This is a genomic window from Tomitella biformata AHU 1821, from assembly GCF_000524475.1.
GTDB classification, from domain to species: domain Bacteria; phylum Actinomycetota; class Actinomycetes; order Mycobacteriales; family Mycobacteriaceae; genus Tomitella; species Tomitella biformata.
Genome location: NZ_BAVQ01000023.1, coordinates 140,369 through 159,121, shown reverse-complemented (window position 1 = coordinate 159,121; position 18,753 = coordinate 140,369). Strand labels below are relative to the sequence as shown.

Sequence of the window (18,753 nt, the reverse complement as noted above, 5' to 3'; positions counted from 1 at the left end):
GGCGCTGCGCGCGATTGCTTGCCTGCCGATACGGGCCTCTCCTCGCGTGCCCGGGGGTGTGGGAATCCTCGGACACTCCGAAGTCATTGACGTCGCAACTGGACTGTTCGGGACGCGATGTCGGCATCGGGCCACTACCGTCAGTTGTCTAGGTCTTGGCTAGATGAGAGGGGCTCCGCAATGGGTGAAGACGTCGCACCCCGCAGGTTCACGCGGAAGGATCGATCCCTTTTTCGGGAGCGGGGCAATCGTTGCCTCGAGGCGCTCGCCCAGATGCTGGCGCAGGACGACTTCGATGTCGCCGAGCCCAGGATCGGCATCGAAGTCGAGTTGAATCTCGTCGACTCAGCGGCAGAGCCGGCGATGGCGAACACTCAGGTGCTGGACGCGGTCAACGACGACACGTTCCAGACTGAGCTCGGTCAGTTTAATATCGAGATCAACATGCCCCCGCATCCGTTGCGCGGCAGGCACCTGCTCGAGTTCGAAGAGAGCCTGCGCGGCGTGTTGAATTCGGCGAACGAGCATGCGCGGCGCTCTGGACGCGAACTGGCGATGATCGGAATCCTCCCGACGCTGCGCGAGGAGCACCTGACGCGCAAGGCGATCTCCGACGACCCCCGTTACGGCCTGCTCAACGAGCAAATGCTCAGAGCCCGCGGCGAGGACATTGAACTGCACATCACGGGCATCCCGCTATCGAGGTGGGGCGCGCCCGAACAGCTGGACGCCAGCTTCGGGACCATCGCGCCCGAGGCCGCCTGCACGTCGCTGCAGCTGCACCTGCAAGTGGCCCCCGATCAGTTCGCCGCCCATTGGAACGCCGCGCAGGCGATCAGCGCGGTGCAGGTTGCAGTCGGCGCCAACTCCCCGTTTCTGTTCGGCCGCGCACTATGGCACGAGACGCGTCTGCCCCTATTCGAGCAGTCCACCGACATACGCCCGCCCGAGCTCGTCAACCAGGGGGTGCGGCCTCGGGTGTGGTTCGGGGAGCGGTGGATCACGTCGGTCTTCGACCTGTTCGAGGAGAACTCCCGCTACTTCACGGCACTGCTGCCGGTGTGCAGCGACGAGGATCCGCTAGCTGTCCTCGCCGCTGGCGGCACTCCCCTCCTGTCCGAGCTCCAGATGCACAACGGCACCATCTACCGGTGGAATCGGCCCGTCTACGACATCACCGATGGCGGACACCATCTGCGACTGGAGAACCGGGTGCTGCCGGCCGGTCCGTCGGTGGCCGACACCCTCGCTGACGCGGCATTCTTCTACGGTCTGGTGCGTGGGCTAGTCGACGCGGATCGGCCGCTGTGGTCGCAGATGGCCTTCGGCATGGCGGGTGAGAACCTGGCCGCGGCCGCACGCGGCGGATTCGACGCCCGGCTGCATTGGCCGGCCGTCGGCTCGGTGGAGCCCCGGGATCTGGTGCTGCGGCTGCTGCTTCCCATCGCGCACGCAGGCCTCGCCTCCTATGGCATCGACAGCGCGGTCCGCGAGCGGTACCTCGGCATCATTGAACAGCGGTGCACCGCCGAGCGGAACGGGGCACGGTGGCAGCGGGATGCGGTGCGGGCGAGAGAAGACGCAGGAGCGTCTCGCTCGGAGGCTCTGACCGGGATGCTCCGCGACTACCTCACCCTGATGGGAGAGGGGGACCCCGTGCACACCTGGCCAATTTAGGCCGCCGCCGGCAGATCCGGGACGCTCAGCCAATTATCTGGGGCGTTGGGCGCCAGCCCAGACCTTGCTGGGGAGCACCTGCAGTCTCGGGGCCGGGGGTCACTCATCGCCCATCGCGTGAGCGACGCGGCGGAGAGCAGCCCTTCCGGCACCATCATCGACGGCAATTTTTTGTTGGTGTCATACCAGGGCAGCGCGTGTTTCCCTGGTGTCCACAGCCGAAAGTTGTTGCAACGCATGGCTTCATGTCCTAACGTCGAGAGTGCATCATTCAACGATCGAAAGGACGTCATCATGGTGCTCGGATCGCTTGCACTCACATTGGCTAGTCTCCTCGCAGGGCTTGGCAGCCTGCTCTGATCGCCAACTGATTAACCCCGCGCGGTAGCGCCCGTGTGAAGAGTGCTGGCCGCCGCACCTGGATCTAGTTGATCCTTCGGAGTACGCGCCGCAATCGCTGGGCCGCTGTGACTGCGTCGTTCCAGTGCTCCACACATTCTGATCCCGGATAGGCAATTTTTTCCGGTCGTGCGCGTTGGCTGATGGCGGAAGCGCTGTGGGCCTGTTGGTGAGACCGACGTGAGGAAAGCACGTTCTCCTGTTCGCCGGTAGGCGCGTCGACGTTAAGCCGAATCCGCTGCCGTAGTCAGCGAAGAGGAAGAGATCGGTGCGGCACAGTTGCCATCCCCCGTTCATAGGCGGGAAAGTGAGATTCCCAATCAAGGAGGACCTGACATGGGTATTCAGGATAAGTTCGAAAACAAGGCAGAAGAGTTGAAGGGCCGCGCAAAGGAATATGCCGGTGCGGAGACAGGCGACGACGACCTCGAGAATGAGGGCAAGGCGGACCAGGCGTCGTCCGGTGTGAAGAAGGCCGCGGAGACGGTCAAGGACAAGGCCAACGAGATCGCCGCCAAGATCACTGGCGACAGGTAGACGATCTCGAGCGCGGCCACTCCAGGCAGCCTGGAGTGGCCGCGCTCTATCAATACGGGTGGAAGCGAGTACACAATGACAGTTGTCACCGCAGGGTTGGCCGATCAGATAGTTGCGGCCGCCCTATCCGTTCCCGGAGTGATCGGACTCGATGGCGGATCGCGCGGTGAGGCCGAGACCCATCTGCTCGGCCGCTGCATACGCGGGGTGCACATCAACGAGTATGAGCGCGTGGGGGTGCACATCGTCGTCGCCTACGGCAGCGCGGTGTCCAACGTCGCCGAGGATGTCCGCGTCGCCGTGTGCCGCCTGGTTCAGGGTCCTGTAGATGTTTGCGTCGAGAACGTGGTGGACCGGGGCGAATCTCTCGCCGCGTAGGGGTGAGCCGAAACTATGTCTTGAGCAGAGGCCCTCGCAGCTCCGCCCGCGAGAGTTCCGGCGGGTGGAAACCACGTCACGTGACCATGTCGCAGGTAACTAACCTGGCGGAGGCTGCCGCCCTCGCGGCGAAGGAAGGAACACCGATGACCCTGGACGCACTGCTAGCTGAGCGTGAGATCTCCCGCGCGGTCACCCGTTTCGCGCGCGCGATGGATGACCGCGATTGGGCTGTGCTGCATGAGATTCTGCTGCCCGACGCCACCGCGGAGCTCGGCACCGGAACGTTGCACGGCCCCGCCGAGGTGGTGGCGTTGATCCGCTCTTACCTCGATAACTGCGGGCCCACGCAGCATCTGCTGGGCAACCAGCTGATCGAGGTCGACGGAGACAAGGCGGTCAGCCGCACCTACGTGAGCGACATGCACCTTGGCGTGGGCAAGCGCGAGGGACTGTCCTTCTGCACCCTCGGCGACTACCACGATCAGTGGGCCCGAGTGGACGGCGTGTGGCGGATGAGCCACCGCGCCAAGAATATGGGCGGCTCGTTGGGTGCCATCGAGGTATTCGGGGGGCCGTCGCCTGCAGACAGCAGCCCTGTCGTCCCGACCGCTGACATCGAGGCGATCATGCAGCTCAAGGCCCGCTACTTCCGGCTGATGGACACCAAGGACTGGGATGGTCTCGTCTCCGTGTTCACGGCCGACGTCGTCATCGACATGACCGAGACGGGCGGCGCGATCACTCGCTCGGTGGACGAGTACATGCCGTTCCTGCGCGCCAATATCGAGCAGGTCACGACGGTCCACCACGGCCACACGCCAGAGATCGCCCTGACCTCGTCGACCACCGCAACGGGTCTGTGGGCGATGGAGGACAACCTGTGGTGGCCGGAGGACAGCGGTCTCCGCCACCTGCGTGGCTACGGCCACTACCACGAGGAATACCGCAGGGCCGAGGACGACGGCTGGCGGATCGCCGCGATGCGACTGAGCCGCCTGCACACCGTCGTCACATAGGGCGGCGTCGGCGCCCCGTGCGGATGCCCGCGCTCAGCGCCTGTCTCGGCCCTTCAACCGGGAGTAGGAAGAGCTTGTGGTCCGGCTTGGACAGGCCCCACCGGCGGACGTCGCCCACGCGGAGGCGCAGCAGCGCGGTCATGACGGGCCGCTCGAGCCACCGCGGCAGCGACGAGCCGTTCTTCTCGAACTGGTCGGCCGGGATGCCCGTGATGTGCTGCGGGATGAAGTGGTGGCCGCGGCGGACGCTGATGAACGACGCGTCCGCGTTTTGCGCTGCGTCGCAAGCGATGTCGGGGCCCGAGTTGCCGAGCCCGACGATCAGCACCCTCTTGCCCCGGAAGGCCAGGGCGCTACGGTGGGTCGCGGTGTGGCGGATCTCGCCGTTGAACTCGCCCGGGTGCTGTGGCATGCGCGGATGCCAGTTGGTGCCGGTGGCGCAGACGACGCCCCGGTAGCGGCGCGCGAGGAGATGAAGTGCGCCGATTCGTTCATCGGGCTGCCCGGGTTGTCGATGTCCCAGATGCCGCCGACGTCGCTATGGCGCTCGTACTCGTCGTAGTCGATGCCGGCGGCCTTGAAAATCCGCGCCGCGCTGAGTCCTGCGGGTCCGCCGCCGATGATGCAGATCGCGCCCGAGCGGTCCACCCGCGGTGAGCCCGGCTACAGCTCGAAGCTGGACCGCGACGGCGACGGCGTCGCCTGCGAGTAGTCGCCAGAAAGTCGGAGCCCGGACGCTTGCTGCCTAGTGCGGCAGCGTCCGGGCTCCGCACTGTGGCGGCCCCTTTGCTCAAGCTGGAGCGTTAGCGCCGCCGCGCACTCACCGCCAATTCCGCAGCGCCGTAACCATTGTCGGCGGGGTTGACGGCCGTCCCGGGCGCGACGAGCGCGTCGGTCCGGTCGAGGACGTCGTCGCCGAGGGTGACGTCCGCGGCGGGCAGCTGCGACTCGAGCTGCTCCATCGTGCGCGGCCCGATGATCGCGGACGTCACGGCGGGGTGCCGGAGGGCGAAGGCGAGGGCGAGCTCGATGAGCGTCAGCCCGGCGTCGTCGGCCACCTCGATGACGCCCTCGACCACGTCGAGCTTGCGCTGGTTTGCGTTGAGCGCGAGGTCGTAGCGGCTGGCCATGGCCAGCCGGCTGCGGGCGCTGGAGATGGGAGCGGCGCCCATGCCGTGTCGTTGGATCGTGGGCAACACGTCCTGCTCGATGCCGCGTACCAGGATCGAGTAGGACGGCTGCTCGGTGGCGAACGGTTGCAGGTGCCGATCGCGGGCGGTCCATTGCGCCTCCACGATGTGGCTGGCCGGGAAGGTCGATGACCCGAGGTAACGGACCTTGCCCTGGTGCACGAGGTCGCTGAGGGCTCCGAGCGTCTCCTCGATGTCGGTGTCTGGGCTGGGGCGATGCACCTGGTAGAGGTCGATGTGGTCGGTCTGCAGGCGGCGCAGGGAGTCCTCGACCGCCCGCACAATCCATCTGCGGGAGCCGCCGTGCTGGTTGACCTCGTCGCCCATTGGCATGAAGAACTTGGTGGCGAGTACGACGTCGTCCCGGCACCCCTTGAGCGCTTCGCCGACGATGCGCTCGGACTCGCCCGCGGAGTACACGTCGGCGGTGTCGACGAAGTTGATGCCAGCGTCGAGGGCGCGGTGGATGATGCGGATGGAGTCGGCTTTGTCGGCATTGCCCCACGCGCCGAACATCATCGTGCCCAGGCAGAGGGGGCTGACGAAGACCCCGGTCTGCCCTAGTTTGCGGTACTCCATGATGCAGTTCTCCGCTCGTCGCGAGGGGAGAAGGCCAGAGACGGTCGATCTGCTCGCCCCTTGGAAGGTGACGGTTATATCTAGGACCCTACGCGCGGGCACCGACCCGTTGGAGCCATGCGCCGAGGAGTTGCCGCGTGAGCTCGGCCGGCAGATGTTCAGCCGCGGTCTCTGGTCGCCTCACGCTTGACCCACCCGTAGGCCGCGGTGGCGATGAACAAGATGATCCCCACGACCACGAGCCAGAATAGGCCCTTGACGACGGCACCGATGATGATGCACACGATCCAGATGACGAGGAGCAAGCCGATGAGTCCGAGCATGGTGACCTCCATAAGTAGTCCGTCGACCAACGGTAGCCCGGCGCGGCCCGATCTGTGTCGGATTGCGAGGTCGGTAAGGTGCCTCCAGCATCCTTTTTCCTATCGAAGGGCCTCGCCGTGCCGCAGCTATTGCACATCGATTCGTCAGCGGACCTCCACAACTCCGTCTCGCGCAGATTGACGCGGATGTTCGCGGACACCTGGCGCGGCCAAGGCTCCGGCCACTCGGTGGTCGAGCGGGACCTGCACCGAGACCCGTTGCCGCACTTGCCAGATGCGGGGCTCCATTACGCGCGCCGGCTGCGCACCGCTCAGGAGATGCCCGACGCGGCGGCCGAGGCATTGCAGGCGGAGTTGATCGCGGAGGTCATCGCCGCCGACGTCGTCGTAATTGGCGCGCCGATGTACAACTGGTCGCTGCCGTCGACCCTCAAAGCATGGCTGGACTACATCCATGTCCTCGGCACCACGGTGCCGTTCGACACCGCCGACCAGCCGCTGGCCGGCACGCCCGTCGTGGTGGTGTCGAGCCGCGGCAACACCTACGCCGCCGACGGCCCGAATGGCGGCCAGGACCACACCGTGCCGCCGGTCGAACTCACACTCGGCACATCGCTGGGCATGGCCGTCACCGTGGTGACCGCGGAGTTGACGCTGGCGGGGCGCATCGCGCCCATGGCTCCGCTCGCAGCGAAGGCCGCGGAGAGCCTGGCGGCCGCAGAGGAGTCCGTGCAGCATCTCGCGCGGGCTCTCGGCTGACACAGCGGATATCGGAAGCATCGTGACGACGGTGCTGTTCTTCGCGGCTCTGCTGGCTGGAGTGCTGGTGCCGGGCGGTCAACTTCTACGCCCTGTTGATCATGTTCCTGGGCTGGCCGGCGGAGATGATCCGCGTGCGGAGGATCGCGGCCCGGGGTTGAGGTCGAGCCGTCTTGCGGCTCTACGCAAACCCCCGCCCACGTCGTAATGCGGGGAGATGGGAGCCAGGGAAGCGGAGGATTTTATACCTGGGGGGAGGGGCCCCCGCTTCCCTGTAACCGCGGTCGCCTTGGGGGGAAGGCGATTTCTCGTGGCTAGAATCGATACTAAAGCAGACTGCGAGATATTGCGAGGCTGTTTGAAAAATTAGCGAGTTGTGTCCTGGTGCTCACGTATATCTGCAGGTCAGGGTGGTGCGTGGTGTTCAGCCCGCGCGTGTCGGCGATCGGGCTGGCTGTCTCGGCGCGGGGGAGCCTCACATGAGATTGCCTCAGGAGGCTTGCGCAAGCGCAATGTTGTGGCATGATGCCGGTCAATCCGGCTCTGCGTAGGAACTTTGGCGACGGGTCAACCCCGCCTCGCTGATCCTGGGGGGCTTGGCGGGGCGGGGCCGATACCACTGCCGGGCTTCCCTTCCCGACGAGGAAATCATCGCACACTCGTTCTATGTTTGGCAATCATGTGGATCTCTCAAAGCCTATTGACAGCGGACCTAGGTCAGGTAACGTGGCGTTCGCACAGCCCCCCTGTGCAGATAGGCGAGAACCCCGGCACCCCCCCGCCGGGGTTTTCGCATTTCCGGGGCGGTATGCCGGTTGCTGTCCTGCCCTCAGGCCTCGGCTCGAGCTTCCTGCTGGTGTCGACGGCAGGCGCGGAATCGGCGACGACGGCCGTAATGCCACCGCCCGCGCGTCATCTCGGCTTAGATCACCGTCATGGACTCACCGATTCTCAGCGTTGGCCTGCCCCTCATGCTCGCGGTCGTCATGTACGGGCTGGGCCTGTCCTTGACCACCGCGGATTTCCGGCGAGTGGCCACTCAGCCCAAGGCGGTGCTCATCGCGCTGATCTGCCAGGTGCTGGTGTTGCCGGCCGTTGCGTTCGGTCTGGCGTGGGCGTTCAAGCTCGACCCGATCCTGGCTATTGGCTTCATGCTGCTGGCCGCCTCGCCGGGCGGGACCACTGCGAACCTCTACAGCCATCTTTTTCGGGGGGATGTGGCGCTGAACGTCTCGTTGACGGCGATCAACTCGGTGCTGGCGGTGGTGACGCTGCCGGTGATCACGAACATGGCGATCGCCTACTTCGACTCTGCAAACGCCAACGAGCTGACTCTGCAGTTCGACAAGGTGGTCCAGGTGTTCGCCGTGGTGCTGATCCCGGTGGTCCTGGGCATGCTCACCCGTGCGAAGGCCCCGGGCTTTGCGGATCGCATGGACAAGCCGGTGCGGATCGCGTCGGTGGTGATGCTGGTGGCGCTGGTGTTCGGCGCGATCATCGGCGAGCGCGAGAACGTGATGGACTACTTTGCGTCCATCGGGGCGGTCGCGATCTTGTTCTGTGTGATCAGCCTGTCGATCGGCTACTTCGTGCCGCGGGCGTTCGGGATCCGGGAGGGCCTGGCGATTGCGTCCGCGATGGAGATCGGCATTCACAACACGACGGTGGCGATGACGATCGCGATCGCCGTTATGGACAGTGTGGAGTTGGCGGTGCCGGCGGCGGTTTATAGCGTGGTGATGTATATCTTCGCGGCGGCGTTCGGGTTCCTGATCACCCGCGGCGACAAGCTGGGCGAGAGGGTCTCAGCCTGACCCACGCGCGCTCGGGTGCGGCGGCCCGCCCCTCCTCCGTTGCCCGCGCTGTCTTCTTTCATGGCGCGAGAGTACGTTTATGTGCGCGCATTTCAATTAATGGTCGGGCCGTACCGTCGACCGGTAGTTCGCCTAGCTTAGAAATTGGTACGTCTAATCCGTTTTCGATAGCGGAGGAAGTTCAATCAGGAATCATCTCGGTGGCGTGCGAGCCTGAAGGCAGCTACAAACGGCGCAGGTGAGCGCGCGATTGGTCGCGAGAGGTTAATCCCTCGCGGATCGTGGAAACTTTCTCACGCGCAAAATTATTGGATGCATGTCGTAAAATGCTGAATCGACCCGGGTTTGTCATCCAAACGGTCTAATTTTGGTCCTGAGTTCAGCAAAAGCTGGACAAGACGGTAGTCCTAGACGCATGATCATCGGCATGCATCTGAACGATCGTGTTTTTCATCTCCCGCGGCGCATCGCTGCGATGTTCGCCACACTGCCGGCGGCGCTGCTCGTCGCGGGCCTCGCGTCTGGCGTCGCCTCGGCCGCGCCGGGCGATGACATCACCGCAGATTGCCTCGAGACGTCTCAGGGCGGAAGCCCGTGGGTGGGGCTGGACGAGTTCGACCCAACTTGGAACACCATCAACCCGATCCCAGGCTATGAGGCCACACACCTGGCGTTCGACGTCCGCAACATCTGCGACGTCCCGGCCACGCTCACCATCTACAGCCAGAATTGGTCTGTGACCGATGACGGCACCGCGACTGTGCGAGGAGCGATCGACGGCCAGAAGGGCCAGCAGGTCGTCATCGGGCCGGGTGCGGAAGCGACGACTCGGATCGTTCTGCAGCAGAAGGCGCTCCCGAAGAATGTCGGCACCCCGGTCGAGTACCTCCTCGGTCTGCCGGGGAGCGAAACGAAGCAGGGCTTCGGGATCACCCCAGGTTGGGGCTTCCAGCTGACCGAGGACGCGCCCGCTGCCGTCGCACCGGGTGCCCCGACGGATCTGACGCTCAGTGGCTCCCAGGTCGAGGCGGGCACTCCTGTCACGGTCTCCGGCAAGGCCGAGCCCGGCAGCACCGTCACGGTGAGCGGCGGGGGAGCGACATGCACCACTGAGGCCGACGCGACGACGGGTGCCTTCAGCTGCGACCTCACGATCACCTCGCCGGGTGACCACCAGGTCAGCGTCACTGCGAAGAACGATGGCGGGACTGGCCCATCCGCCAACGCCGGAACCGTGAAGGTGACGCCGGTGGGCGGTAGTGGCAGTGCCGGGAGCAGTTCCGGCTCGCTCGGCAGCCTCGGCAGCCTCGGCAGCTAACCAGGATCCACCCGACGGGGCCGAGCCCCGCGGCACACAAGAACTTCAGCTGATGCGCTCCGGCGCGTTGTGCAGCTGACCCGGCCCGGGAAATCGGGTTGGACCAGGGGGATGGCCGCATAGCAGGCCGAACTCTCGATCTATCGCCTGTGCAGTCCCGCACCGGCGTCGGTTGTGAAGCAAAGGACAAATCAGATGAAGAAGACCACCAAGGGCGCCGTCGCCGCCGGTGCAGCCGCACTGCTCCTCGCTGGCGGTGCCGGCTCGTTCGCCGCATGGAACGCATCCGGCAACACCACGGGTGCTGGCACGGTCACAGCTGGCTCGATGGCGGTTGCCGAGACCTCGGCCGGTGTTTGGACGTGGGCCAGCGGCAGCAAGGTCAACACGGCGTTCGACCAGGTCAACGACAAGCTCGTGCCGGGAGACAAGGTCAAGTACACCTCCACGTACAACGTGACCCTGAGCGGCACCAACCTGAAGGCTGAGCTCATTCCCTCGCTCGGCAACCTGACTGGCGACCTGAAGACCAACGATCGGCTCACTGTGAGCTCGTCGGACACCAACGCCTCGCCGATCATCGCGTCCGGTCCCGTCTCGTTCACCACCGAGGTGGAGTTCAAGTCGGACACCACGGGTCAGGATGGCTTCAACGAGACGGCCACCATCGGTGCCGGAACGGTCCTGCTCGAGCAGGTACTCACCCCGTAGTCAGCTCCACAACTAGTAGGTCATCAACTAGTAGTCAGAAGGTCACGTGAAGTCCCAGTACAAATGGGCGATCGCAGCGTCGTCGGCTCTGCTCATCGGGTTCGTCTCGGTGCAGCAGACCGGCGCGCTGTGGCGCGATTCAGTAGAAGCGTCCGGCGGCGGCACCATCACCGCCGGCCTGCTCGATATCTCCGCTGGCACCGACGGGGTCAAGCAGTTCAACCTCGACGGCTTCAGCCTGGAGAACAAGGGCCCGGGCGATAGTGTCCAGATGCCGCTTCCGGTGATCAACTCCGGCAACGTGCAGATGAGCTATCTGTTGTCGGATGTCATCCTCAACAGCGCCACTCCGCCGCCGTTGAGCTTGCGGGTGGCGACGGTCGCGAACGAGGCCGCCTGCACGGAGACGGGCGACGTGGGCACGGAGATTTACGACGGGCCCATGGACGGCGCGGGGTTCTCTGAGCAGCTCGTGCCGGCGGGGCAGATGCAGATCTTGTGCCTGCGGGCCACGCTGGGCAATTCTGCGGGTGCCAGCACGGGAACCAACGCCACGTTCACCTTCGACGCCAGCTCGGTTAGCCAGTCATGACGATCACCGCGAGCAGCCACGGTGAGGGCGACACTGTCGAGTACATTCCTCGGCACTCAGCCCACGCAGAAGCATCGGATCAGCAGCCCCAGCCCGAAAAGGACGCGGACGAGCAGACCACCATCTGGTGGTGGGTTCGTACCGTCGTCTCCTGGGTGGCATTGCTGTTGATGGTCGGCTTTCTCGCGGTGATGGTCGTTATTCCACGGCTCACTGGGTCGACGGCGTACACGGTGCTCACCGGCTCGATGGAACCGACGATGCCGCCGGGCACGCTCATCGTGGTCAAGCCGATCCCCAACGACGAACTGTCGACGGGGGACGTCATCACGTTCCAGCCGGTGTCCGGCGATCCCGCGGTGGTCACCCACCGCATCGACGGCATCTACTACACCGGCGAAGGTGAGCGGCGGATCCACACCAAGGGCGATAACAACCCCATCTCTGACTCCTGGTCGCTGGTGCCCGAGCAGATCCACGGCCGCGTCATCTACTCAGTGCCGTACCTCGGCCGGGTGAACACGGTGATCAACGGCCAATCGCGTTCGATCCTCATCACGGTCGCTGCGGCGGGCCTGGGCGGATACGCGGTGTGGATGGTGATCAGCGGGCTCCGGGACAAGCGGCGTGAAACCGACTCAGACGATTCGCATGCTGGTTCCACGCCGGCATCAACCACTGAAACGAAAATGGGACAGCAGAATGTCTAACAATCAGCAATCGCGCGCCGACGCGCGTGTCGGTGCGGGGATGCGCGGACGCCTGGGGGAAACCGGCTGGACCCGCACCCGAGCCGTCCTCTCGCTCGGCATGGTCCTGGGCTTGGGCGCTGTTGGCACGATGGCGGCCTGGTCCGACACCGCCACCGCGACCACCGGCATGTTCAGCACCGCGTCGATCCAGATGAAGGTCGATGGCCAGCGGCCCACTGCCACCTTCACGAATCTCAACCAGACGAGCATGCAGCCTGGTCAGAGCACGGCTGGCGAGATCACGGTCGAGAACACCGGAACTATTGACTACAAGTGGGCCGTGTCCGCATCGGGTTCGGGCTCGTCGGAGCTGCTCGGCAAGCTCACTGTGAGCGTGCATGAGGCGGGCGTCAAAAATGGCAGCGAGTGCTCGGGTGACCGCATCGGTGACGAGGGGATTGTCGGTAGCAACCCGACGCTCGTCTCGGAACGGACGCTGGTTTCCGGTGCCACGGACACCGTCTGCATTCAGGTTGCCGTCGCGCCGGGCGCTGGCCAAGCCGAGCAGTTCAAGATCGCCGACCTCGGCTTCGACTTCACCGCCGAAGGGCAGTGACCAGCGCGATGACATTCACCGATGAGTCGGCGTCGCCGGCACGCAGCCGAGGCAAGGAGATCGCGCTGAATGTTGCCGCGACCGCCGGGCTGATCTGCATCATCGCCACGCTGGCCTCGCTGCTGTTCGGCATTAAGCCCCTGGTGTTCCGCTCGGGCTCGATGTCGCCGCAGATCTCCACCGGCGCGCTGGCGCTGGCCAAGACCGTTCCCGCGACCGATCTGGCCGTCGGCGATGTGGTCAGTGTGAACAACGACCATGGCGTGCGGATCACGCACAGGGTGTACAGCCTCGAGCCGACGGGCGGGGAAGCGGTTGTCGCCACCCTCAAGGGCGACGACAACAACGCCCCTGACCGCCTGCCCTACACGATCACCGAAGCGGATCGGGTGTTCTTCAGCGTTGGAGGACTCGGATATATCGTCGCCTGGCTGTCTAGCCCGCTCGCCATCTTCCTCGGCGGCGGCTTGGTAGGCGCTGTGCTTGTCATCGCATTCGGAAGAACCAAAGACCGACGCTTGGCCCTCACCGGTGCCGGCACTTCGAACGACGCCCCCGTCGACACTCACGAAACCCGCGGGGACCTTCAGGAGGCTCACAATGTTTGATCTGCGACGTGCGCGCACCCGCAAGTTGTCGGTGCGGTCTTTGATAGCCATCGGCGGCGTCGCCGCGGCGACCTTTGGACTGGCCCAAGCTACGGGGACGATGGCCAACCCGACTGATGACGTCACTACCACGGGGTCCCAGGTGGCGACGGGGAACTTTTATCCGACGCCGCTGCCGTCAACGGCGACGTGTTCAAATAGCGGAACCCTTGGCTTTCGCAGTGCCAACATCTCCTGGCCTAGCGCTGGGCCAGGCATGAAATACAGGGTTGTCGTGGTGCGCAGCAACGGTGAAGTTATTTCAGATACTTTCGAGAGTGGCACAAGCAAGAAGTTCAATTTCAGCAGGACTGCTCAAACGTTCATCGCGCGCGTCCACACCGTGAATATCGCGAGTGGTGAAACGGATGCAACGAGGCAGATTTCTTCCGGTTGGATTGGGCAAGGGATTTATACTTCGACAGTAGCGGACACCTATTGCTCGGGCGGACTCTCCGACTGGGCAATCAATGAACCGTGGGAGAACACCCATACCTGGGACCCGAGCGCTCCAGTGCCAAGTGGCATCCAGGCGGGTGGGGGCGCACCGGAAGTAATGCGGATGGCTCCGCAGCAGGACGTGACTGAGGACTCCGAGGCTGACGAGACCACGACGACGGAGGCCCCGACCTCAACCACGGAGGCTCCGACAACCTCCGCTGAGGCGTCGACGAGCACCCCGCCGACGTCGACCACCCTGACGATGACTCCGCCCAGCACCACCACGACCACGCCGGAGACCACTCCGACAGAGGACCCGAAGCCCGTGCTCAGCGACACCGTCGAGAATGGCGAGCTGACCGCAGGCTGGATGAAGGGCGGCAACAAGATCGCCGTCGTCGATGCCGAGGGCAACGAGCTCGCCAGCGGACGCGTCGAGAAGGGTTCGGACCTGCACTGGCACAACGGCCAACTGTGGATCGTCGGCGACACCGAGGTGTACCGAATCATGGAGTCGCCCCAGGACGGCACGTGGAAGTTCTACAAGGACAGCGGGCAGAACATGCCCAACTTCGGTTAGCCAATAGTCCTAGAAGGGGATGCGCATGACTCAGAATATTTGGTTCCGCCGGGCAGTCGCCGGTGTGGGGGCGTCCGTGTTGGCGGCGTCGTTGGGTGTCGGGTTGGGTGCGGGGGTGGCGTCGGCGGATGAGGCGTCGGCATCGGGGACCTTCGATACCAATGTCGCGGGGATGAAGATCGATTGGAGTCGGTCGGTCAGTGATGACGCGCCGAAGGTGGGGGAGGTGGTGACGATCACCAATACGCTGACGAACTCTGGTACGAAGACGCTTCATGGCCTGAAGTGGATGGAGGATCACCATCCGACGTGCCTGGTGCCGTTGCCGGAATCGGTGGAGTTGACGGTGATATCAAGTGGCAAGGACAAGACGTACTTCAACGATGGGGGCAGCGGTCCGCAGTTGGAGGCCGGTGAGTACACGGCTGATTACCGCAACGATGGGGTTACGCAGGTCAGCCGGATCGACGGGCTGAATGATTGGCAGTTGACCAACGGCAGCACCAAGAGCTATTCCGCTACCTGGTCGACTGATTATCGAGTCGACTGTGCGGTTCAGCCGGCCCTGGCGACGGGCGGCCTGACCTGGAACAGCACGGCTGGTGGCAATGCGGGTGTTCTGACGTCCGCTGGCCCCACCATCGCGGTCCTGGCGAAGGACTCAGATCCCAATCCCGGTGATGGCGGGAATGACGGCGGGGGCAATGGCAGTGGAGGCAATCTGCCGGGCGATAGCTCCGGCGGTACCGGCAGCCTCGGCAGCCTGGATCTGTTCGGCTCGCTCGGCTTGAAGTAGTCGCACTCGGCTGACGTCGTCGATCGGGATGAGGGGCCTTCCCAGGGCCGACCCCCGCACGGATGTCAACTCTCGTTCGGCCCCTCGAGGGCTTCGTTCGGTTCCTGTACCACCAAATCTTTGAGAGGTAATTAATGTCCAGGAGAATTGTGATCCATCGGGTCATCGCCGGTGTGGGGGCGTCCGTGTTGGCGGCGTCGTTGGGTGTTGGTTTGAGTGCGGGGGTGGCGTCGGCGGCAGAGGTATCGGCATCGGGGACCATCAATACCAATGTCGCGGGGATGAAGATCGATTGGAGTCGGTCGGTCAGTGATGACGCGCCGAAGGTGGGGGAGGTGGTGACGATCACCAATAAGCTGACGAACTCCGGCACGGCGCCGGCGCATGGCTTGTCTTGGATGGAGGATCACCATCCGACGTGCTTGGTGCCGGTGCCGGAATCTGTGAAGTTGACGGTGTGGTCCGACGGTAAATATCAAACGTACTCAAACGATGGGGACAGCGATCCGCAGTTGGGGTCCAAGGAGTACACGGCCGATTACCGCAACGATGGTGTTACGCAGGTCAGTCGGATCGACGGTCCGACTGATTGGCAGTTGACCAACGGCTTCGGCACGAACTATTCCGCTACCTGGTCGACTGATTATCGGGTGGAGTGTGCCGTGCAGTCGGCCCTGGCCACAGGCGGCCTGACCTGGAACAGCACGGCTGGTGGCAACGCGGGTGGTCTGACGTCCGCCGGCCCCACCATCGCTGTCGCTGAGTCCGCCCCGGCCACGCCGTCGAATGTCGTGGTCTCCCCGCAGAGTCCGAACAGCAACGATGTGGTGAAGGTGACGGGCAAAACGTCGCCGAATACCGCTGTGACGGTGAAGATCGGCGGCCAGGAGTTCACCGGCAACTCTGACATCAACGGCGAGTTCGCCATCGACACCGCCACGTTCGGCGCGGGCCCGCACACCGCGACGGTCACCGCCACCAACACGGCGGGCAGCCCATCCGCAACGGTGGACTTCACCGTTGCGGCTGCCCCCGCGGCGCCGGGCAAGCCGACCGGCATCGCGGTCAGCCCGCAGCCGATCCACGATGGCGACACTGTCACCGTCTCCGGTAAGGCCGCATCCGGCTCCACTGTGAATATCGATATCGCAGGCAAGACGTGCGAGGCCACTGCCGCCAGCGACGGGAATTTCTCCTGCCAGGTTGGTCCGCTGACGGAGGGCACTCCCACCGTCAAGGTGACCGCCACCAACAACGCGGGCACGTCGCCGGCCAGCGAGAAGTCGATCACCGTCAACGCGAAGCCCCAGGCCGGTGAGCCGACGGTGGCAATCAGCCCGGAGGCGCCCATTGACGGCGAGACGGTGACGGTCACCGTCACACAGCCGGACGGCGTCGAAGGCGCTGCTGTGTCGATCAAGGTCGACGGCGTGGAGATCTGCCAGGACGCCGCGCTGGGCGCGAACGGCACGGCCAGTTGCATCACGTCCGCATTGGACCACGGCGATCACACGCTGGTTGTCCAGGTGGGCGATGGGACCGCTGTGAGCACCACGGTCAATGTCGCCGAGAAGCCCGCCGAGGGCGGCGATCCCGGTGATGGCAACGGCGGCAACGGCGGCGACGACGGCAACGGAGGCGGCGACGAGTGCAACGCGGGCAGCCTCGGCTCGCTGGACGTGTTCGGCAGCCTTGGCTCGCTCGGCTCCCTGATGGGCTGCTAACCGACGCAGTTGATAACGCCAGGCCCTGAACTGTGCCCCCGAGTCCCTCGACTCGGGGGCACAGCCGTGCGTCGGGTCGGTGCATAACTCATCGGCGATAAATAGCCGCTCATTCGAAAATCATGCCCCGAGCCTCCGGACTCGGGGCATGACCCATTTTGGTGTCGGAGCCACTGAGTTGGTGTCATCTGTTTGGGGGCCGCTGCCGACCATCCATTTTTCAACTATCACTTCGAGCGTCGCGGACAGGGCGCGCTACCGTGGCACGCATGGCGACAGTACGGATGATCGAGTGCGGAGAGCACTGGTGCCTTAGCACCGCACGGAGCGTCGAGGTGCGGAGGTGAAGGAACAGCCCGACATGGCCGACTCCAATCCCATCACCGCGGAGCCTTCGGCTGCCGATCCAAACTCTGGCGACCCCAACGACCCCGTGCGCTGGCGGATCCTGGCCGTGCTGCTCATCGCCATCTTCATGTCGCTGATGAGCGTGAGTATCGTCAACGTCGCGCTGCCGTCCATCCAAACCGGCCTGGACGCAACACAATCCGACCTGCAATGGGTGCTCTCCGGCTACGCGCTGACCTTCGGCATCTTCCTCGTCGCCGCTGGCCGCGCCGGGGACCTCATGGGCCGCGGCGGAATCTTCATCCTCGGGGTGCTTATCTTCACGGCGTCCTCCGTGGCCGCGGGGCTCGCCCCAAATGCGGAGGCCCTCAACGCCGCACGCTTCGCCCAGGGCCTCGGCTCGGGGTTGCTGAACCCGCAGGGCGTCGGCATGATCCAGCAGTACTTCCGCGGCTCGGACCGCGGCCGGGCGTTCGGCTACTTCGGCAGCGTTGTCGGCGTCGCGGTGGGCATCGGACCGGTTATCGGCGGGCTGCTGATCGGCGCTGGCGGGCCGGACCTCGGCTGGCGGCTGACGTTCCTCGTGAACGTGCCCATCGGCATCATCTGTATCGCGTTGGCGCTGAGGTGGTTTCCACGCCCGTTGATCCGCCGGATGCCGAAGGCATCTGCCGTCGGGCCTGAGTCCGTCGGGCCTGAGTCCGTCGGGCCTGAGTCCGTCGGGCCTGAGTCCGTCGGGCAGGGGTCTTCCGGTCCGCGGCCATCGCTAGATCCCGTCGGCGCCATTCTGCTGGGGCTGGCCGTGCTGGCGGTGCTGTTCCCGTTCATGGAATCCGGGCGGTCGCCGCTGATCTGGCTGCTGATACCGCTGGGCCTGGCCCTGGTGTGGACGTGGGTGCGGTGGGAGCGTTGGTATGCCGGCAGGGGCCGCAGCCCGATGGTGGACCTGGGCATTTTCTCTATCCGCAGCTTCACCAACGGCAGCGTCATCGTCACGTTGTATTTCCTGGGGATGACGAGCATCTGGGTGCTGGTCGCCCTCTACATCCAGGACGGGGTCGGCGGGTCCGCGCTGGCGGCGGGCGCCGTGGGGGTGCCGTCGGCGCTGATCTCCGCGGTGGCCGCGAACTGGGCAGGCAAGCGGGTCATGCGGTACGGGCGCAAAATCGTCATCGTCGGCCTGCTCTTCGCGCTGGCCGGGCTGGGGCTGAGCATCGCCGTGGTGCTCCTGCGCGAGGCCGGGCACCTGAGCGAGTGGTGGCTGGTGCTCTCGCTCTCGCTCATCGGGGTGGCACAGGGGTCTGTGATCAGCCCCAACCAGACGCTCACCCTCGCCGATGTGCCGCTGGCCTACGCCGGCAGCTCTGGGGCGATTATGCAGACGGGGCAGCGGATCGGAACCTCCATCGGCATCGCCGTCATCACCGCGGCCGTGTTCGGGATGCTCGACGTGACCTCGTGGGCGGTGGCGGTGGCCGTCGGATTCGGCATCGTGTCGGTGGTGGTGATGCTGGCGCTGGCGGTCGCGGTGAAGGACCAGCGAGACCGGGGTCCCTTGCGGCAGCAGCGGGTTGAGAACGGGACCTGAGAACAGTGAGGGACCCGTCGAGCCC

At 65.0% G+C, this 18,753-nt stretch carries 21 protein-coding genes; 17 read left to right on the top strand and 4 right to left on the bottom strand.

The window, feature by feature from the left end; all coding sequences use genetic code 11:
- The first annotated feature begins 180 nt into the window (after window positions 1–180).
- The 4 genes from TBIF_RS09550 (at window position 181) to TBIF_RS26615 (ending at window position 4,010) form a co-directional block, all read left to right on the top strand.
- A complete protein-coding gene (locus TBIF_RS09550; protein WP_024794590.1) occupies window positions 181–1,677 on the top strand; it encodes a glutamate-cysteine ligase family protein in 1,497 nt (498 codons plus the stop codon).
- A 735-nt stretch (window positions 1,678–2,412) separates the two neighbouring features.
- The gene (locus TBIF_RS09545) at window positions 2,413–2,613 is read left to right on the top strand and encodes a CsbD family protein (protein WP_024794589.1); all 201 of its coding nucleotides are present in this window, start codon (window positions 2,413–2,415) and stop codon (window positions 2,611–2,613) included.
- A gap of 138 nt (window positions 2,614–2,751) precedes the next feature.
- A complete protein-coding gene (locus tag TBIF_RS09540) occupies window positions 2,752–2,991 on the top strand; it encodes a hypothetical protein (RefSeq protein WP_235174621.1) in 240 nt (79 codons plus the stop codon).
- A gap of 146 nt (window positions 2,992–3,137) precedes the next feature.
- Window positions 3,138–4,010, top strand: coding sequence for a nuclear transport factor 2 family protein (locus TBIF_RS26615; protein ID WP_038170534.1), 873 nt, complete (start codon window positions 3,138–3,140; stop codon window positions 4,008–4,010).
- On the opposite strand, the gene TBIF_RS24445 is transcribed toward TBIF_RS26615, so the two are convergent.
- Together TBIF_RS24445 and TBIF_RS26610 are read right to left on the bottom strand one after the other, a co-directional pair.
- Entirely contained in the window at window positions 4,003–4,422 is a 420-nt protein-coding gene (locus TBIF_RS24445; protein ID WP_051461449.1) for an NAD(P)/FAD-dependent oxidoreductase, read from the bottom strand. The genes TBIF_RS26615 and TBIF_RS24445 overlap by 8 nt on opposite strands.
- Window positions 4,332–4,595, bottom strand: a complete 264-nt coding sequence (locus TBIF_RS26610; protein ID WP_369385343.1) for a hypothetical protein — start codon at window positions 4,593–4,595, stop codon at window positions 4,332–4,334. Before TBIF_RS26610 ends, TBIF_RS24445 begins: the two co-directional genes overlap by 91 nt.
- Here TBIF_RS26610 and TBIF_RS26215 point away from each other — a divergent pair.
- Window positions 4,576–4,722: an excalibur calcium-binding domain-containing protein gene (locus tag TBIF_RS26215; RefSeq protein WP_084611641.1), complete on the top strand. Its 147-nt coding sequence runs from the start codon at window positions 4,576–4,578 to the stop codon at window positions 4,720–4,722. The two genes, TBIF_RS26610 and TBIF_RS26215, sit on opposite strands and share 20 nt — an antisense overlap.
- Window positions 4,723–4,813: 91 nt before the next feature.
- Here the strand turns inward: TBIF_RS26215 and TBIF_RS09515 are convergent, their stop codons facing one another.
- The gene (locus tag TBIF_RS09515) at window positions 4,814–5,779 is read right to left on the bottom strand and encodes an aldo/keto reductase (RefSeq protein WP_024794586.1); all 966 of its coding nucleotides are present in this window, start codon (window positions 5,777–5,779) and stop codon (window positions 4,814–4,816) included.
- 158 nt (window positions 5,780–5,937) lie between these two features.
- Entirely contained in the window at window positions 5,938–6,102 is a 165-nt protein-coding gene (locus tag TBIF_RS25920; RefSeq protein WP_024794585.1) for a hypothetical protein, read from the bottom strand.
- Window positions 6,103–6,219: 117 nt separating this feature from the next.
- Here TBIF_RS25920 and TBIF_RS09505 point away from each other — a divergent pair, with 117 nt between their 5' ends.
- The 12 genes from TBIF_RS09505 to TBIF_RS09450 all read left to right on the top strand — a co-directional run bounded on the left by TBIF_RS09505 (window position 6,220) and on the right by TBIF_RS09450 (window position 18,728).
- Window positions 6,220–6,861: an FMN-dependent NADH-azoreductase gene (locus TBIF_RS09505; RefSeq protein WP_024794584.1), complete on the top strand. Its 642-nt coding sequence runs from the start codon at window positions 6,220–6,222 to the stop codon at window positions 6,859–6,861.
- A gap of 935 nt (window positions 6,862–7,796) precedes the next feature.
- Complete coding sequence (locus TBIF_RS09500; RefSeq protein ID WP_024794583.1) at window positions 7,797–8,675, top strand: bile acid:sodium symporter family protein; 879 nt, start codon at window positions 7,797–7,799, stop codon at window positions 8,673–8,675.
- A gap of 475 nt (window positions 8,676–9,150) precedes the next feature.
- Window positions 9,151–9,993 carry an Ig-like domain-containing protein gene (locus TBIF_RS09495; protein WP_235174616.1) on the top strand — a complete coding sequence of 281 codons (843 nt, stop codon included), beginning with the start codon at window positions 9,151–9,153 and terminating at the stop codon, window positions 9,991–9,993.
- Between the two features lie 195 nt (window positions 9,994–10,188).
- Window positions 10,189–10,704, top strand: a complete 516-nt coding sequence (locus tag TBIF_RS09490; protein ID WP_024794581.1) for an alternate-type signal peptide domain-containing protein — start codon at window positions 10,189–10,191, stop codon at window positions 10,702–10,704.
- 46 nt (window positions 10,705–10,750) lie between these two features.
- A complete protein-coding gene (locus TBIF_RS09485; protein WP_024794580.1) occupies window positions 10,751–11,296 on the top strand; it encodes a hypothetical protein in 546 nt (181 codons plus the stop codon).
- Complete coding sequence (locus tag TBIF_RS23325) at window positions 11,293–12,006, top strand: signal peptidase I (protein ID WP_024794579.1); 714 nt, start codon at window positions 11,293–11,295, stop codon at window positions 12,004–12,006. The genes TBIF_RS09485 and TBIF_RS23325 overlap by 4 nt, the downstream gene beginning before the upstream one ends.
- On the top strand, window positions 11,999–12,604 hold the full coding sequence (locus TBIF_RS09475; RefSeq protein ID WP_024794578.1) for a SipW-dependent-type signal peptide-containing protein: 606 nt from the start codon (window positions 11,999–12,001) through the stop codon (window positions 12,602–12,604). Before TBIF_RS23325 ends, TBIF_RS09475 begins: the two co-directional genes overlap by 8 nt.
- An 8-nt stretch (window positions 12,605–12,612) precedes the next feature.
- Window positions 12,613–13,212, top strand: coding sequence for a signal peptidase I (locus TBIF_RS09470; protein WP_038170618.1), 600 nt, complete (start codon window positions 12,613–12,615; stop codon window positions 13,210–13,212).
- Between the two features lie 601 nt (window positions 13,213–13,813).
- On the top strand, window positions 13,814–14,272 hold the full coding sequence (locus tag TBIF_RS26210) for a hypothetical protein (RefSeq protein ID WP_235174614.1): 459 nt from the start codon (window positions 13,814–13,816) through the stop codon (window positions 14,270–14,272).
- Between the two features lie 25 nt (window positions 14,273–14,297).
- Window positions 14,298–15,068 (top strand): hypothetical protein, encoded by a 771-nt coding sequence (locus TBIF_RS09460; RefSeq protein ID WP_148302222.1) that lies wholly within the window; start codon window positions 14,298–14,300, stop codon window positions 15,066–15,068.
- Window positions 15,069–15,202: 134 nt separating this feature from the next.
- The gene (locus TBIF_RS09455; protein WP_148302221.1) at window positions 15,203–16,792 is read left to right on the top strand and encodes an IPT/TIG domain-containing protein; all 1,590 of its coding nucleotides are present in this window, start codon (window positions 15,203–15,205) and stop codon (window positions 16,790–16,792) included.
- A 361-nt stretch (window positions 16,793–17,153) separates the two neighbouring features.
- A complete protein-coding gene (locus TBIF_RS09450) occupies window positions 17,154–18,728 on the top strand; it encodes an MFS transporter (protein ID WP_024794573.1) in 1,575 nt (524 codons plus the stop codon).
- Window positions 18,729–18,753 lie beyond the last annotated feature (25 nt).